General features: G+C 38.7%; 13 protein-coding genes and 1 tRNA gene. 4 read left to right on the forward strand and 10 right to left on the reverse strand.

Annotated features, from left to right (window positions below; all coding sequences use genetic code 11):
* Positions 1-78: 78 nt before the first annotated feature.
* From AC07YT_RS22765 to AC07YT_RS22775, 3 genes are all read right to left on the reverse strand, one after another.
* Positions 79-249 carry a hypothetical protein gene (locus tag AC07YT_RS22765; RefSeq protein WP_057933572.1) on the reverse strand — a complete coding sequence of 57 codons (171 nt, stop codon included), beginning with the start codon at positions 247-249 and terminating at the stop codon, positions 79-81.
* Positions 250-283: 34 nt separating this feature from the next.
* Positions 284-357: transfer RNA gene (locus AC07YT_RS22770), tRNA-Cys, on the reverse strand.
* Between the two features lie 59 nt (positions 358-416).
* Entirely contained in the window at positions 417-1,163 is a 747-nt protein-coding gene (locus tag AC07YT_RS22775) for a TrmH family RNA methyltransferase (RefSeq protein ID WP_086547250.1), read from the reverse strand.
* Here AC07YT_RS22775 and tamL point away from each other — a divergent pair.
* A complete protein-coding gene (gene tamL / locus AC07YT_RS22780; RefSeq protein WP_494945542.1) occupies positions 1,148-3,577 on the forward strand; it encodes a translocation and assembly module lipoprotein TamL in 2,430 nt (809 codons plus the stop codon). The genes AC07YT_RS22775 and tamL overlap by 16 nt on opposite strands.
* Here tamL and AC07YT_RS22785 read toward each other — a convergent pair whose 3' ends face one another.
* From AC07YT_RS22785 to AC07YT_RS22810, 6 genes are all read right to left on the reverse strand, one after another.
* Entirely contained in the window at positions 3,578-4,147 is a 570-nt protein-coding gene (locus AC07YT_RS22785; RefSeq protein ID WP_086547248.1) for a 2'-5' RNA ligase family protein, read from the reverse strand. It abuts the gene before it with no gap.
* A 1,095-nt stretch (positions 4,148-5,242) separates the two neighbouring features.
* A complete protein-coding gene (locus tag AC07YT_RS22790) occupies positions 5,243-5,773 on the reverse strand; it encodes a hypothetical protein (protein WP_086547247.1) in 531 nt (176 codons plus the stop codon).
* Complete coding sequence (locus tag AC07YT_RS22795) at positions 5,770-8,067, reverse strand: patatin-like phospholipase family protein (RefSeq protein WP_494945543.1); 2,298 nt, start codon at positions 8,065-8,067, stop codon at positions 5,770-5,772. The genes AC07YT_RS22790 and AC07YT_RS22795 overlap by 4 nt, the downstream gene beginning before the upstream one ends.
* Before the next feature lie 49 nt (positions 8,068-8,116).
* Positions 8,117-8,590 (reverse strand): TspO/MBR family protein, encoded by a 474-nt coding sequence (locus AC07YT_RS22800; protein ID WP_086547246.1) that lies wholly within the window; start codon positions 8,588-8,590, stop codon positions 8,117-8,119.
* 44 nt (positions 8,591-8,634) lie between these two features.
* On the reverse strand, positions 8,635-9,984 hold the full coding sequence (locus AC07YT_RS22805) for a M28 family metallopeptidase (RefSeq protein ID WP_086547245.1): 1,350 nt from the start codon (positions 9,982-9,984) through the stop codon (positions 8,635-8,637).
* 153 nt (positions 9,985-10,137) lie between these two features.
* A complete protein-coding gene (locus AC07YT_RS22810; RefSeq protein WP_086547244.1) occupies positions 10,138-10,758 on the reverse strand; it encodes a peptidase M16 family protein in 621 nt (206 codons plus the stop codon).
* 247 nt (positions 10,759-11,005) lie between these two features.
* Between AC07YT_RS22810 and AC07YT_RS22815 the strand changes: the two genes are divergently transcribed.
* Both AC07YT_RS22815 and AC07YT_RS22820 read left to right on the forward strand, forming a co-directional pair.
* A complete protein-coding gene (locus tag AC07YT_RS22815) occupies positions 11,006-11,701 on the forward strand; it encodes a LytR/AlgR family response regulator transcription factor (RefSeq protein ID WP_086549377.1) in 696 nt (231 codons plus the stop codon).
* 12 nt (positions 11,702-11,713) lie between these two features.
* On the forward strand, positions 11,714-12,496 hold the full coding sequence (locus AC07YT_RS22820) for a response regulator (protein WP_086547243.1): 783 nt from the start codon (positions 11,714-11,716) through the stop codon (positions 12,494-12,496).
* Positions 12,497-12,547: 51 nt separating this feature from the next.
* Here the strand turns inward: AC07YT_RS22820 and AC07YT_RS22825 are convergent, their stop codons facing one another.
* Positions 12,548-13,384: an alpha/beta fold hydrolase gene (locus tag AC07YT_RS22825; protein ID WP_086547242.1), complete on the reverse strand. Its 837-nt coding sequence runs from the start codon at positions 13,382-13,384 to the stop codon at positions 12,548-12,550.
* Between the two features lie 152 nt (positions 13,385-13,536).
* On the opposite strand from AC07YT_RS22825, the gene AC07YT_RS22830 reads away from it, so the two are divergent.
* Entirely contained in the window at positions 13,537-15,615 is a 2,079-nt protein-coding gene (locus AC07YT_RS22830; protein WP_086547241.1) for a CehA/McbA family metallohydrolase domain-containing protein, read from the forward strand.
* Positions 15,616-15,650 lie beyond the last annotated feature (35 nt).

The following is a 15,650-nucleotide window of genomic DNA, read 5'->3' on the forward strand; positions in this document are numbered from 1 at the left end:
ATTAAAAATATCCGTGCATAAAAAAAGCATCCTTTGATCAGAAGGATGCTTTAAATCTTTAAGAAGAATTTCTAAAAACTATTTTGCCAAAGTAGCTAAAACAGCATTGTTTTTAGCTAATTGATCGTTTTTAGGTTGTGCAGAGCGGCTTCCTAACTCGATGTTAGTTGCTCTCTTTAAAAATGCTACCTCTTGGTGAGCTGTATTTTTATTTCTTCTGTCTTTTCTTTTTAATCTGGTAACTGCCATGGTAATAACCTTTTAATTATTTTATTTGTACAAATGGAGGTCGAGAGCGGATTCGAACCGCTGTAGAAGGTTTTGCAGACCTCTGCCTAGCCACTCGGCCACTCGACCCTTAAATTCAAGGCTGCAAAAATAGCAATTATTAGTTAGCCCGCAAATAATATCTCAATTTAATTTCGAACTCGCACTAACTCAGCACAAAAGATTGCTGCACTTACGGCCACGTTTAACGATTCGGCTTCTCCAATTCTCGGAATGGTTACCGGTTTATTTATTTTTTTGATCACTTCTGCCGATATTCCCTTTCCTTCATTGCCTAAAATCACCAGTCCTTCAGTTCCCCATTGCGTTTTGTAAATCGATTCGCCATCTAACAATGCCCCAAATACAGGGATGGTATTTTTCTCCAGTAGTGCTGGTAAATCTGCTTCATAAATATTTACCCTTGCCAAAGAGCCCATTGTGGCCTGTACCGTTTTTGGATTGAATACTTCTACACAGTCTGCAGAGCAGATGATATTTTTAAAGCCAAACCAATCGGCCGTTCTGATGATGGTACCCATATTGCCCGGATCCTGAACACCATCTAAAACCAAAGTGAACTGATTTTTCAGCGCTTTTAGATCTAATTCTTTGTTTTTAGGGATGTAGACGAGTGCTAAAAAGCCTTGTGGCGTTTGCAGCGTACTAATCTTGTCTAATTCAGCGTTCTTTACTTCAAATAAGTTTATATTTGCAGGCAATTTGGGTAACAAATTGTATTGTTCGCTGTTGTAAAATATAGTATGGATCTGGTAGTTTGATTGGAAAAATTCTTTTATGGATTTTATACCTTCAACAATAAATAAACCATGTTCTTTACGGTATTTTTTTTGATGTAACGACTTTATAAAACTAATCTGTGATTTTGAAAGCATACCAAAACTCAATAAATATTAAACTGAAAAGCACTGCAATATTACTATTTATTATTGTTTTAATTCAGGCCTGCTCATCAACTAAGTACATTGCCGACTATCAATCGATAGTGAAAAAGGTAACGATCGATAGCGTTGATGCTAAATTTGAAGAACAGGCTTACAATTATGTTCAGAAAGATATCAGACCAGCATCGAAGTTGAGCATCAATGTACCTTTGTACAATTTGTTCAATACAAAAGATGGTCGCTATAAAACCAGCGACATTAAACCATTTGGTACGCCACCAGCCATTCTGGATAGCACATTGGTGGAGATTTCGAGAACACAGATACAAAAATTTTTAAAAAGTAAGGGCTATCGCCAGGCTGAAGTAACTTCGGCCATAAAGATTGCAGATAAAAAGGCCGAAGTTATTTTTAGTGCTAAACCGGGGCCCGCTTATTTTATTAATAAATTGAGCGATTCGATTCCTAATGCAAGTATTAAAAGCCTTTACGAATCGAATAAGGCCAATGTGACACATTTGCACAAAGGCATGCAATATGATGAGGACTCTCTAACTTACGAGCGGGAACAGATTTACCGGATCATGAAAGAAAACGGTTATTTCTATTTCTTAAGACCTTATGTAAATTTCGATGTTTACGGAGCGGAAGCAAACTCTAAAACCAATAAAATTGATTTAACCTTAAATGTAACCGACCCGACTGAAGGATCGCATAAACAATTTAATATTGGCTATACGCACATGATCATTGCTCCAAACCCGGATGGTTTCCCAGATTCTGTGCGCTATAAATTGAGCAAGGATACGATCAACGGGATTGTGTTTACCGATTTTTCTAAGCGGTACAGGCGGAATCCGATTGTGAGGTACGACTTTTTGAAGCAAGGTGAGCTTTATGATATCCGGAATGAGAACCTCACTTATGATCGCTTATATGAGCTTAATATTTTTAAGAATGTAAAAATCGATTATTTTAGACGAGATAGTACCTCAAATAAAGTAAATGCCGTAATCCAGTTGATCCCTCAAAAAGTAATGACTAACCGGGTAGAGGGTGAGGTACCTTTTAACGGTGGTACCGTAGGGTTTAACATCAGTAATACCTACACCAATAACAACCTTTTTAGAGGCGCAGAGCGGTTCGAACTGCAGCTTAAAGGTGGTTTACAATCGCGGATTGGTAACGGAGCGAAGGTTTTTAGTGATATCTATCAGCGTGATTTTTCGATCAGCGCGAGTGTTACGGTGCCAAGGCTGATGATTCCCTTCTATAATCCTACGCTAGGTGGCAACGGAATGCCGCACACTACTTTTTCAAGCAGTTATATCTATGCCCTGCAAAAAGATGTTTCGGTGAGGAGGATTTTCATCAATTCCATTACTTACGACTGGGTTGAAACTAAATCTAAGCTGCACTCTTTTACGCCTTTAAACTTTGAATACCGTTTTGGTAATCTGGATCCCAATGTGGATCCGAATACCGTACTTAACAACCTGTATTATTCCACATTACTGGGACGCAAGGATTTAACCTTAGGGATGAAATATACCTATACCTTAAACGCAAACAAACTGAATGAGTTCAGGTCTTTCGTTTATTTAAGAGCGGGAATGGATATTGCGGGAAATATGCTGCAGGGAATTTCTAAACTCACCGGGGCGAAGAATGACCCGGCAGATAACGATCCAGCCAAAATATTGGGTTTGCCGTTTAATCAGTACATGCGCCCGGAAGTTGATCTGAGGTGGTACAAACACCTCGGTGGTGAAAGGCAGTTTGTTGCCCGTTTAAATGCTGGTGTTGCTTATGCCTACGGCAATTCGGTTTCAACAGGAATTCCTTTTGAGAAACAGTTTTTTGCCGGTGGATCGAGTGGTGTAAGGGCCTGGCAGGCCAGAACCATTGGTCCGGGCAACTATGATAGAGGGCTTTTAAGAAGTGATACCTTACGAAGGGCTTTTTATGGCCTCGATCAGCTTGGGACCATGCGGATTGAAACCAACTTCGAATACCGCTTTACAGTTGCCAAGAAATTTTTTGGTGCAACTTTAAAAGGTGCGGCATTTGTTGATATTGGTAATGTGTGGAATCTACGTAAAGGTGAATCAATTCTCGCAGCAACGCCAGATCTTGACGAACAAACGGTGTTTAAATTGAGCAAATTTGCGCAACAGCTTGCAGTTGGTACCGGTTTAGGCTTAAGGTATGATGTACAGTATTTTGTGTTCAGGTTTGATGTGGGATTAAAACTTAAAGATCCACAGTTTATGGGGTCGGATCAGTGGGTAATCAGTAAGTTTTTCTCAGGTGCCAGAGATTTTAAAAACAATTATAATTTAACACATGCTCCAGATACCTACCGTTTTCTTCAATACAACTTTGGTATTGGCATGCCATTCTAATTAACCGAAAAGGTTTAATGCTTTGGGTTTAGTATCTGGATCTCTAAAAGAGAATTCTTTAAAAGGTTGCCATCTTTTATCCATGTGTTTATAAACTGAAAAGGATGAAACGGGGAACTCGCGTTTAAATTTCCGGTCTTTAAATTCGGCAGAAATCTGCTTAAATATGGGTGGTTTTACATCTCTGAAAGCTAAGGTTAAATGCGGATTAAACTTTTCTTTCTTCTCCAGCAATTTTAAAGGTTGTAATGCTTTAGTGATCTGTTTTTCCAACGCCATCAGTCCTTCATTTTGCTCAACGTCGAGATAAAAGGTATGCTCTAAAAATGAATTGAAGTTTCTAAGCACCTGTGTAAAGGGTTGACTGAAAGAAGCATCTGCTAAAGCACTAAAAAATCTTTTTTCCGCATCAAATGACGACAGCTTTACCGGAGGGTACAGGGTAATGTGCGCAGGGCGTTTTAATGATTCGTATACATTAAATTTCTCTGAAATGTATGTCCTGATCTCGTCGATGTCTTCCACGATAGAAACAGGAGGAACCAAACACACTAAAAATAGATTTTCCATGAATCAAATTTACTAAAAAATTTAGTAAAAAAAAATAATGATTAATCCTTAAAAAACGATTTGTTCTTTTCATACTCGTCAGAAACGAGCGTGAACGCAAAATATTTATTTTTCCGCTCTATGCCGCGGTGGCATGGTACTTTGGAGCGCCAAAGTACCCAAAGCGCTTTGTCAATCCAGCAATGGGCCCTTTACACAATCTCACGTACATCAAAAAAACAACGGCACTTTGTTTTGTGTTCAATGCTCTTTTAAGCTTTAATTCAGTGATTACGAACACAAAACCACTGCGTTTCAGGTTTGTTCGTGCCAATTGTAATGAACTACTCCTGTTTTTTTGATTCTCCCGGCCCTTGGGATTGACGGTGTTCTTCGGTTAAACCTGTAATTTATTAAAGCAAGCTAGCAAAACGTATAAAAAACCCAAACCAAAAGATGTGTCCACACGAAAGGCTTAAGGCACTACAATGGTATTGCTACCTGTAGTAAAATAAACCCGACCGACAGCGTTATCCCGATTTAGGTGATTTCTTTATCATTGTATAATTATATCGGGATTAAGCAAAGGGCGGGACGGGTATAACCGAAGTACCAGAGGCCTTGCTTTTCAAAAAAGAATAAGAGAATTTATAGCATGAGATTGCTTCGGCACGTGCTTGTCCAGTCACGCACTGATGATTTTATTATTTAAAAGCTAAAAACATATCTTAACTTCAGCTTCTTTTATTGGAAGGCAGTTGCAGAGGCTATTGGTTCTCTGTAGTCCCGCTCCCGCTTCTGCCGATTGAAATAACCGGCATCTCGCTTCGATCGGGCTTAAGGGGCTATAACAGTGCTACTATCTGTGGTAAAATAAACCCGACCGACAGTGTTATCCCGATTTAGGTAATTTCTTTATCATTGTATAATTATATCGGGATTAAGCAAAGGGCGGGACGGGTATAACCGAAGCACCACAGGTATTGCTTTTCTGAAAAATAGAACGCATTAAATTTATAGGGAAAGGTTGCTTCGGTTCGCGCTAGCCCAGCCTTGAAATGACGATTTTGGCGAGGGAACCAAGCTATAAGAGTTGACAACTCTTTTCTCCTTACATCAAATCAAATTCTTTAACCCATCAAATATACTTTCGAAAAAGGTAGAAAGGTTTAAGCCATTACTATGGTTAAAATACACGAATACCAAAAATATAATGACCACAAATATGATCAGCTTGCGGAAGGCAAAGGCAATAATAACGAGTATAATGGGAATGATGAAAAGCCATAAACTATTTATGGCGTACGGACTTAAATCGGTATCTTTTTTATACACGTACACCAGTTTGCTGTGTGTGCCGGAGTCGTTTTGATGTTTAATATATACGAAGGTAGATTTATCAATTGGTAAAGGTAACACGGCTATGCCATCGTTAAATTTTAATACCTGTGTAAAACCACTTACGCTAAAAGTATAGGTTCCGTTTATATTTTCGTTGGGGTTGTTTAACGAATCGGCAGCTATAATGGCCAGCTTATTGTTTTTAAGCAAATTCTCTTTTACCAGAAAATTATTGATTGCTGCGGTTTGTGCAAAGCTGAAAAGCCCGATTAAGCACAGCGAAAGCATGAGTAAGATTCGTTTCATTCGATAGAACGTTTATTGTAAATTAAATAACCGATATGCAATAATACACCATTTCTTTTAACAGCATCATTATATAAATTATAACTTAGGCTAACCGGCCCCAGCGGTGAGTGATAAACCAGGTCAGCAGTACCTGCATAGCGTATTTTTGTAATGGGCTTTGCATAATTTATATCCTGGAAATTATTCAGCTCAAACTCTTTATGCGGTAAAAATAAATAACCTTCTAATCTAAAGTCTAGATTTTTTTTAACATTATAAATGTTTTTTATGCCGCCGGCGGCATAGGTAGTTGCCCTAAACTTATCCAGAAATAACGAGCGGCTATCTTGCAGGGGGTAGAAGGCCGGAGCGGTTAAAAGTGTTGCGTAATAATTGCTAAATAAGGGTTGGTTTGAAATAACACCTTCAATAATATAACCCAAAGTATATTTTTTAAGGTGTAAAAAGTAGTTTTCCTGAGTGAGCTTAATGCTGCCCCATTGATGCAGCCGGCTACTGCCGGGAATTTTCACAAAACCTGGGGTATTGCGGAAAATATTACCAGGATTATAATTTTCGCGACCTGTAGTATAGTTAAAACTTAGCGAAAAGCTTTGCCCATTGGTGGCATATTGTTTTCTGTTCAGCGAGTTTTTTTCAAAGTTTAAAGAACCTCTGAAGCCATTAAATATGGTTTGATCTAATAAATCGCCTACGGCAAAGGTATTGTTTGGGCTGTAACGGTCATTGTTGTTGATAAATGTAGCGTGGAGCACAATTTTGGTGTTGTAATTTAAAGGCATTCCCATCATGAGATCAATCTTACGGTCGGATTGTTCGATGTAAATGGGGCGTGGGTTTTCGATAAAGATCTGGCTGGTATTATAGAAATTCCAGTGATTATAGGTTAACTCGGCCGCCAAAAATAAGGGTAGCCTGGTTGGATAATCTACCCGGCCATTTACCTGTACCGATTCGTAAAAACGGCCGGAGTAAAAGCTGGTTCCAAAAGTGTAAGATTTACGGTTGAGGTAATTGTACTGAGCGCCCAAAAAAACATTGCTGATGGGTCTTGTAGAGATATTGCCGCCTAATTCGAGTTTGAAACTCTTTTTGGGCTGTGCAACCACCTCAAAAGTATAACTGTCTGTTGCCGCCTGATAAGAGATTTTAGGATATACCGTTTCGAAAGTTTGATCGGCAACCAGTTTATAATACCCACGTTTAATGTCTTGTAGGTTAAAACTAACTTTATCGCTCTTAAAAAGCCTTTCTACATATTTTTTTTGCTGGCTGTTTACGCCTGTTACGATGATGTTGCTGAATTTTAAATCTGGTTTTTTTGCATTAAATTTTTCCCTTCTTTTTGCCAGTTCTTCGTCACTCACCCTTTTGCTGATTAACGCTTTAATTCTTGGCATATCGGCTATTGTTGCATCATAGCCTTTTTTGATCAGTTCTTCTACCGGAGCAAAATTAGTTACACTATAAGTAGCTAAATTGGGTTGGATGTATACACCGTTTTTTCCGATCATGGTAGAATCTGATTTGGAAAGAAACATGTAGACCAAAAAGCGGTTCATTAAACGATCGTCGATGTTTTTAGGATATTCGTTGTAGGTTTTTGACGAAACATTGGCGCCGATAACGAAATCAGGTTTAAAATCTCTTTCCATTACATCGGCAGGGAAATTATTGTACAGGCCCCCGTCAAAAACATATTTTCCGTCTAATTTAATCGGACGATAGATGATCGGAACCGTCATGGTTGCCCTTACTGCTTCGGCTAAACTCCCCTTGCTTACGGTGATACTTTTTTGCGAAAGCACATCTGCCACCATACAGCGATAGGGAACAAAAAGATTATCGAAATTATCTTTAGAAACAGCAGAAGCCTGCGAAAAGAGCTCAAGAAAAGCAAAATTTAACGGGATATCGTTAATCAGGTTAGAACGGAAACTAAAATGAAAACCCGTATCAATAGCCACTTTTGCAGTAAGCATAGAAGCATTGGGCGCATTTTTCTGGAAGTAATAGGTGTAATCGCTGGTGTATCGACCATTTACCCAATTTTGGAAGTCGTTGCTCAGTGCAATTTTTTCTATCTCTGCAGGGCTATAACCTGCGGCATACATGGCACCAACAATGCCACCCATCGATGTGCCTGTAATGTAATCGATAGGGATGTGGTTTTCTTCCAGCGCCTTTAAGGTGCCAATGTGCGCCAATCCTTTTGCACCACCACCGCTAAACACAAGACCTACCTTTTGCGCCTGCAATTGGTTACAGCACAGAACGAAGAGTATCAGCAAAGATCTTTTAAAAGTTACCACTTCCTAAAAATAGGGTTTTCTTTTAAAATTAATTCAATATGAAAATGTTGTACGTTAAAAATGATGCAAAAGTTACCCAAAGGATGTAGGGGATAAATATTAAACCTGCCCATTTGTTTATTTTATAGAACATGGATGCATTAACCACAATGACAATCAACAATAAAATAATTTCGGCCAGGGCAAAGCCTATCTCATGCAGGTAAAAGAAAATAAATGACCAGCCTAGATTTAAAATTAACTGGATAAGGTAAATCGCAACTGTTCGTGGGAAATGAACAATTTTATCGCGCCTGATCCATACCAGATAAGCAGCGATGCCAATAAGGACATAAAGTGTCGTCCAAACGGGTGCAAAAAGCCAGTTTGGTGGATTAAAGGATGGTTTGTTTAATGTGGGGTACCAGGTTTTAACCGATTGGGCGGTTGCCCAGCCTCCTAAAGCACCAACCCCCAGTGTGATGGCAATATTAACAATAAAAGCTAAAGGTTTAAATTTCATACGCTAAATTTGGATTTAAACAACGGCAAACCCTAAATGTTTTATCATCTGCCAATACCCGGCACTACCGGCAGGCTTTCAGTATCGTCATTTCCGATACTTTGAACGGCAAATAAATAATTGTCTTTACTGTAAGGCAATCTTAATTCGGTGGATGAGGTGAAAAATTTCTTTTCCCAAACGGCGCTGCTGGTTTCGCGCATTAAAACATAATAACCCTTTACACTACCATTAGCAGGTGCTTTCCAGTATAAAAAGGTAGCGTTACTCAGGTTTTTGACATCAACTTTTACTTCTGTAGGACTTGATGGGGCTTTAGCCAGATTGGCCAAAACAGCAATATTTACACCTGTATTTTTACGTAAATATTCGAAATCCATAAATTCCTGAAGGTCGCCGTATTTAATACCTTTCTCCGTTCTAAGGTCCTGGTGCTGGTGATCGAAGTTTTCGTTCATTTCAGTGATGCGCACTGCAGTAAATCCATTTTCTACGAATGGGGTATGGTCTCCGCCGCGGAGGAACCTGTCGTTTCTGTAAATTAACTTAACTTCCAACTGATCTACATAACGCTCGCCGATTTCTTTAACATATCGTGCCAACTGACGGCTTTTACCATCATTCTCTAAACCAAACTGACGGATGCTTTTTGCATTTTTATCCAGGTCGAAGCTGGGTAAACCTTCGCTAAATACGCGTAACCTGGTATTATCGATGATTTGTGTTTCGCTACTGTTGTTGCTGCCAATCATATCATTGTTTAACATGGCATCTACATTCCAGTTTTCTTTTTTTGCTTTTGCAGCCATAAAACCAGAGCCTAATAAAGATTGTTCTTCGCCACTCACCGCTACAAAAATTATGGTTGCTGAAAATTTATACTGACTCATAATCCTTGCAGCCTCAATTACCCCTGCAACGCCACTGCCATCATCATTGGCACCTGGCGCATTACTGGTTCTGTTCATTACATCGGTAACACGGCTATCGAGGTGCCCGCTCACCACATAAACGCGTTTATCGTTTACATCAGTGCCTTTCAGTATGGCTACAGCATTGCCCAAAAGGGTAGGCTGGTCTACTCTTTTGCCATCAGGTTTAAAAGTAATGGTATCGAGGTATGCGGTAAGCCTGCCATCGCTTTGTTTTGCAAACTGATTAAATTTATTCAGCACCCAGTTTCTGGCCGCTCCAATTCCTTTTGTTTTGCTTTTAATATCACTGAGCGTATTTCTTGTTCCGAATGAAACCATTTTACTGATATACGATTTTAGAGAATCCTGGTTGACGGCCTTAACCATTTTATCAATATCCTGATTTCGGTTAACCACAATCTGAGCCTGCAGAGATAAACTTAAAGCAACAAAAAGTAGGGGTATAGAGAATTTTTTCATATATCTTTTTTTTCAGAAATGATGATTTTATTTCAAGCGAATATATTGAATGATTCCTTGAATACGGATAGTTAAAGCCCAATCACTTGTAACATTTTGGGCATAAAAAAAGCCCTTTGAAATTAATCAAAGGACCTGAATTTAATTTTAATATTACCTTGCCACAGTTAATGCAAGTTCTTGTGTCCGGTTCCAGTTGCCAAAAGCTTTTTTAGCTGATGCTTTGGCTGTATTTAATTCAACATCACCTGCAATGGTTAAAAAGGTTTTTTCCGGAGAAATCTGGCTGTAAAAGTTTTTTACATCGGCCAGGGTTAATGCATTAATCGAATTTTCATTTACCGTTTGGTCGTAATCGTAATCCTGCAATTTTATACTGGCAATTAATTTTGCTTTAGCGGTATTAAAAGTTTTTTGATCGAAATTGGCATGTTGAATAACCGAAGCCATTGTTGCCAGGTCTTTATCCAGATCAGCATTTGATGTAGCCAGTTTACCGCTGTTATCCTTAAAGCTAATATTTGCGTTTTTGCTTACGTTTTCGTTTAACACGGCATTTAACAACTCCACTATACCATCTTTTTTGCCTTCAAAGGCTTTAGTATCTAAGGTGAAGCTCGAATATGCCTTTGGCGAACGTTCATTTTCCGAAATAATGATATTCATGCCATTCTTAAGTTTATAGCTAACAGGCTCCTTAAAGTTTTGCGCTTTCGCACTGTAAACGGATAGGATACTTAATGTAGCGAATGCGATTGTTCTAATTTTGTTCATTTTGTTTTTTATTTTTTATGATTGACGATTGCTGTTAAATACTATACAAATCTACTCCTGGATGTTTGTTTTGACTATATCTAGTCTTTAGAAAGGCAAAAAACCTAGACGAATGGGGCAATGCGCGCGTTGAAAATGGGGAAAATTTTCTACAAATATAGATTTTATTCATTTTGTTCATTATTTATTTATCAAAATATTCCTGCAGGTTATGCTTAGTTTTAATTACAACGATAATCCCATAGTAATGAATTGTTTAATAGTTGATGATCATGTAATCGCCAGGCGGGTAGTAAGCCACCTTTTGCAGGTTGATCCAGCTTTAAAATTGATTGCTGAATGCGAAAATGCCGCCGAGGCTTATCGAAATTTAGCCGTTCATAAAATAGACTTACTCTTGCTTGATATCGAGATGCCGGGCATATCAGGGATAGAGCTGGTTAAAGGCCTGGGTGATACACGTCCGCTGATTATATTTATTACTTCTAAAAAAGATTATGCGGCCACTGCGTTTGATTTGAATGTTGTTGACTTTATTACCAAACCGATCACCCCAGACCGGTTTTTAATCGCCATAAATAAGGCAAAGGAAATTCATAACATCCAAAACTTATTTTTGAATAACCAGCAAGACGATTTTGTTTTTATCAGGGATTCCGGTGTAATCAGGCGTATTAAACTAGACGATATTAATTATCTGGAGGCCAAAGGCGACTATGTAAAGATTTACTTAAATGAAAAAGTATATTCTGTACACTCTTCTTTAAAATCTATTGAAGACAAGCTGCCCGGACAGACTTTTTTGCGTGTACATCGTTCGTTCATTATCAATGTAGGCAAAATAGATACGGTTGAAGGGAATACTTTGATTATGCATAAAAATTTCGTCCCCGTATCCGACGCGTATAAAATGATCCTGAATAAGAGAATACAGATATTATAACCAAAGCAATTGATGAAAGAGAATAAAACAAACGATCAGGAGTTGAACAGCATAGTTGACGTTTTAGTTGTGGATGATCAGGCAATGGATCAAAAAAACTTATCAGATTATCTTAAAGAATACGATGTTCGTTTTGCGATAGCCTCGAATACTAACGAGGCGATCAAAATTTTAGCAGATTATCCCTGCAGGCTAATTTTGATTGCTGCCAACCTGTTGGAAGATGATTCGTTTAATATTGTACAGAAAATAAGGGCCGGTTCGCCGTCTGATGTTTCAATTGTAGCCATAATAGAAAAAGATTTAGAGGAGCTAAAAGCAAAATGTTTTAATGCAGGATTAGATGGCTGTTTTACTAAACCAATCTCGCGAATTGAGCTGGTGGGTGTTTTAACCCATTTTTTACCGGATGAGGTATTGTCGACCAAAAATATTCAGGTTAAACATGAGGTAGAGGGTTATAAGGCTATTGATTTAGGTTATCTGAAAGAAATAAGCATGGGAGATATTGCTTACGAAAAGGAAATAACAGAAAAATTCATTGAAATTGTTTCAGAAGAAATTAATGATTTAAATAATTGTTTGGTCGCCGGGGACTATGAAAAACTAAAACGTATTGCACATAAAATGCTTTCAACCATTTATGTGATGGGTTTAGGACCTAAATTAAGCGCACACCTGCAAGCCATTGAGGATGATGATTTAACTAGCGATCAATACCGGTATCGGGTAGAATTGATTGCCATGATCTGCGAAAAGGCCAAAGAAGAGGCACAGGTGTTTTTAGAACAATAACCTGTGCTTTTTCTTAGTTATAAGGTTTTAGTTATTGATATATGAAAATTTTCAGGAAGCATACAGGTGATCTGATGCTGCTTTTAAACTGATATCCTCAATAAAATCTTTTATCTCTCTTATGGTTTCTTCAGGTTCGCTAATGTGCGGAAAGTGTCCTGTGGCTTTCATCACAACCAAAAAATTATCTGGTGTATTTTTATGGATAAATTCGCCTACCGATAACGGCGCCATGATATCGTTCGAACTTTGCAGGGTAAGACTTGGCACTTCGAGGTTTTTTAATTTGTCTCTATAATCAGCCTTAAAGGTAGCCATTGCAAAGGCCAGCGCCACACTTGGGTCGGTAGCTTCAAAACATTCCTGTAAAAAATCAGCCAGTTCAGGTTTTAAAGGGCTATCCATCACCACTGGTGCCAATTGTTTGCTCCAGGCAATGTAATCATCGGCTATGTGCTCAAATATGGTTTCAATATCTGCTGCATTAAATCCACCGATATAATCATGATCATTTAAATATCTTGGCGAAGGACCGATAAAAATTAGTTTTTTAAATACTTCTGGCATTTGTAGTGCGGCAATCATGCCTATCATACTGCTTACGGAGTGCCCGACAAATATAATGTTGGTCAAATCAAGCGCTTCTATAATGTCGATTATATCACAGGCATATCCTTCGAGTGTAGCATATTTTCGTTGGTCGTATTGGCTTAGGTCCGAATCACCCGATCCAACATAATCAAACAGTATTACTTTGTAATCTTGAAGAAAAGCATCTGTAATAAATTTCCAGGAACTTTGCGCACAGCCGAAGCCGTGGGCAAACACAATTACCTGGTTACCTTCGCCCAGGATTTTTACGTTATTTCTGATGAGTATTGGATGCAAAATGTTTGGTTTTAATTCTATATTAAGTTAAGTAATATTATTTGTTTTTTTTAAAAAATAAATAATGAACGAAATGCACTGATCACCGAATATTTTATGTTTTGCACTTAATTGTTATCTTGCGATATATCTAACTAAAACGATTAAGTTGTATGAGAAACAGTATTTCTATATTATTGATATTATGCTTTTCAGCATTTTACGCACAAAGCCAGGTAAACCTAAAAGCATTTAAAACCAACGGCGCTACCGTTTCTTCCAGTCAGAAAGAAATTGTGCTTACCTGGCCGGCTGGTAAAGGATCCTTAGGTAAAATGATTTTAGATCTTGATCGTTCCAAACCCTTATTCAAACGTTTGTTGTTAGGTAAACAAGGCAGCTTTAAAGAAGTTGCAGCTAATCTCGACCCTGCATTTGTGCTGAGAATAGGCAAACGTACCTTAAGTCCGGCCAGTGGGGGCTGGGATGTGTTTTTCGACCGCGTTCCAACAAGGCCATATACCACAAATGTTGTAAAGTTCGAAAAAGGAGCAGCCAGTGTTTCTACGAAGGGGTCACAAACTGTGGTGAGAATCAATGGCGTTCAGTGCGAAACATTTAGCGGTGCTTTAGAAATAACTCTTTACAATGGAAGCCCTTTGTTTAATGTAGCTGCTGTGGTATCTACCCCAAAAGACTCAACTGCTATTTTGTACGATGCCGGCTTGACGAGCAAAAAAGACGCCTGGACCAATATTGCATGGAGCGATGTGCAAGGTGCTCTGCAGCGGGAGAAAGCTGTTAAAACAGATCCAGCTAAAAACCTGGAAGTAAAATACCGCACGGTTATTGGCGAAAATACCGGAGGAAGTTTGGCTGTTTTTCCTGCTCCACATCAATATTTCTATCCTTTGGATGAAGCTTTTAACCTAAAATTTACCTGGAAAGGAAGCAACTACTTAAATTTGATTCCCGATTTTGGAATCGGTATTCGCCAGGATCCTTTGGGAGATAAACGTTATGTGCCTTGGTTTAATGCGCCACCAAATACCCAGCAGCGCCTTAACTTTTTCTGTTTATTGAGCGGCGGAACGGCAAATACAGCTTTAGCAAAAGTTAAAAAGTTTACGCATAACGATACCTATGTGCCCTTGGCAGGTTATAAAACCATGGCGAGCCATTTCCACAATGAGTTTATTTCGGATATAGTGCTGAGCGGAAAAGCCGTTCCGGAAAAGCCCGAATTTGTTGAGGTATTGAAAAAAGCAGGTTTAAATATTGTTAAGCTTGCCGAATTTCACGGACCAGGCCATCCCAAAGGGCCAGATTCAGTTCGTTTAAAGGAATTAGATGCCTTGTTTAAACAAACCAAAAGGTTATCTGACCCTAATTTTTTATTGTTACCGGGAGAAGAAGCCAATAATTTTTACGGCGGACATTGGCTGGCATTTTTTCCTAAACCAGTTTATTGGGTGATGTCGAGAAAAAGCGATATGCCTTTCGAAACGAACGATCCGAAATATGGTAAAGTTTACCACATTAACGATAAAGCAGAAATGCTTAAACTATTGGAACAAGAACATGGTTTAGCCTGGACTGCCCATGCCAGAACAAAAGCATCAACAGGTTATCCGGACAAATATAAAGAAGAAGACTTTTTTAAATCGGAGACTTTTATGGGAGCAGCCTGGAAAGCCATTCCCGGCGATCTTTCGTTGCCAACATTGAGTAAAAGAGTACTAAACCTGATGGATGATATGGCCAATTGGGGATTAAAAAAACATGTCATTTCTGAAGCCGACATCTTTACCATAACCGAACAAAATGAAATGTATGCACACTTAAATGTGAATTATTTACAGCTAGACAAGGTGCCAAATTATGCTGATGGCTGGCAGCCTGTTTTAGATGTAATGCAGCAAGGAAAGTTTTTTGTCTCTACTGGAGAGGTATTAATTCCAACATTCAACATTAATGGTAAAGGTGCAGGAGAGACGTTAAAAATTGACCAATCTGGTAAAACGATGGTAAACATGCAGCTCAACTGGACATTTCCCTTAAGTTTTGTCGAAATAGTATCGGGTGATGGAGCGAAGGTTTACCGCAACCGCATTAATTTGAATGCTACCCAGGCTTTTGGCAAAAAGGATTTCAGTTGGCCAATCAATTTAAAGGGCCGTAAATGGGTAAGGGTAGAGGCCTGGGATATTGCAACCAATGGTGCTTTTACGCAAATGGTTTGGCTGGAGTAGTTTTAATGTCATTCTGAGCGTAGCGAAGAATCTCT

The sequence above is a fragment of the Pedobacter sp. GW460-11-11-14-TSB4 genome (assembly GCF_059423705.1).

Bases quoted from the DNA above. Each gene is read 5' to 3' on its own strand.
- AC07YT_RS22765 (WP_057933572.1), bottom strand. From the start codon at position 249: ATGGCAGTTACCAGATTAAAAAGAAAAGACAGAAGAAATAAAAATACA.
- AC07YT_RS22775 (WP_086547250.1), bottom strand. From the start codon at position 1,163: ATGCTTTCAAAATCACAGATTAGTTTTATAAAGTCGTTACATCAAAAA.
- AC07YT_RS22785 (WP_086547248.1), bottom strand. From the start codon at position 4,147: ATGGAAAATCTATTTTTAGTGTGTTTGGTTCCTCCTGTTTCTATCGTG.
- AC07YT_RS22790 (WP_086547247.1), bottom strand. From the start codon at position 5,773: ATGAAACGAATCTTACTCATGCTTTCGCTGTGCTTAATCGGGCTTTTC.
- AC07YT_RS22800 (WP_086547246.1), bottom strand. From the start codon at position 8,590: ATGAAATTTAAACCTTTAGCTTTTATTGTTAATATTGCCATCACACTG.
- AC07YT_RS22805 (WP_086547245.1), bottom strand. From the start codon at position 9,984: ATGAAAAAATTCTCTATACCCCTACTTTTTGTTGCTTTAAGTTTATCT.
- AC07YT_RS22810 (WP_086547244.1), bottom strand. From the start codon at position 10,758: ATGAACAAAATTAGAACAATCGCATTCGCTACATTAAGTATCCTATCC.
- AC07YT_RS22815 (WP_086549377.1), top strand. From the start codon at position 11,006: ATGAATTGTTTAATAGTTGATGATCATGTAATCGCCAGGCGGGTAGTA.
- AC07YT_RS22820 (WP_086547243.1), top strand. From the start codon at position 11,714: ATGAAAGAGAATAAAACAAACGATCAGGAGTTGAACAGCATAGTTGAC.
- AC07YT_RS22830 (WP_086547241.1), top strand. From the start codon at position 13,537: ATGAGAAACAGTATTTCTATATTATTGATATTATGCTTTTCAGCATTT.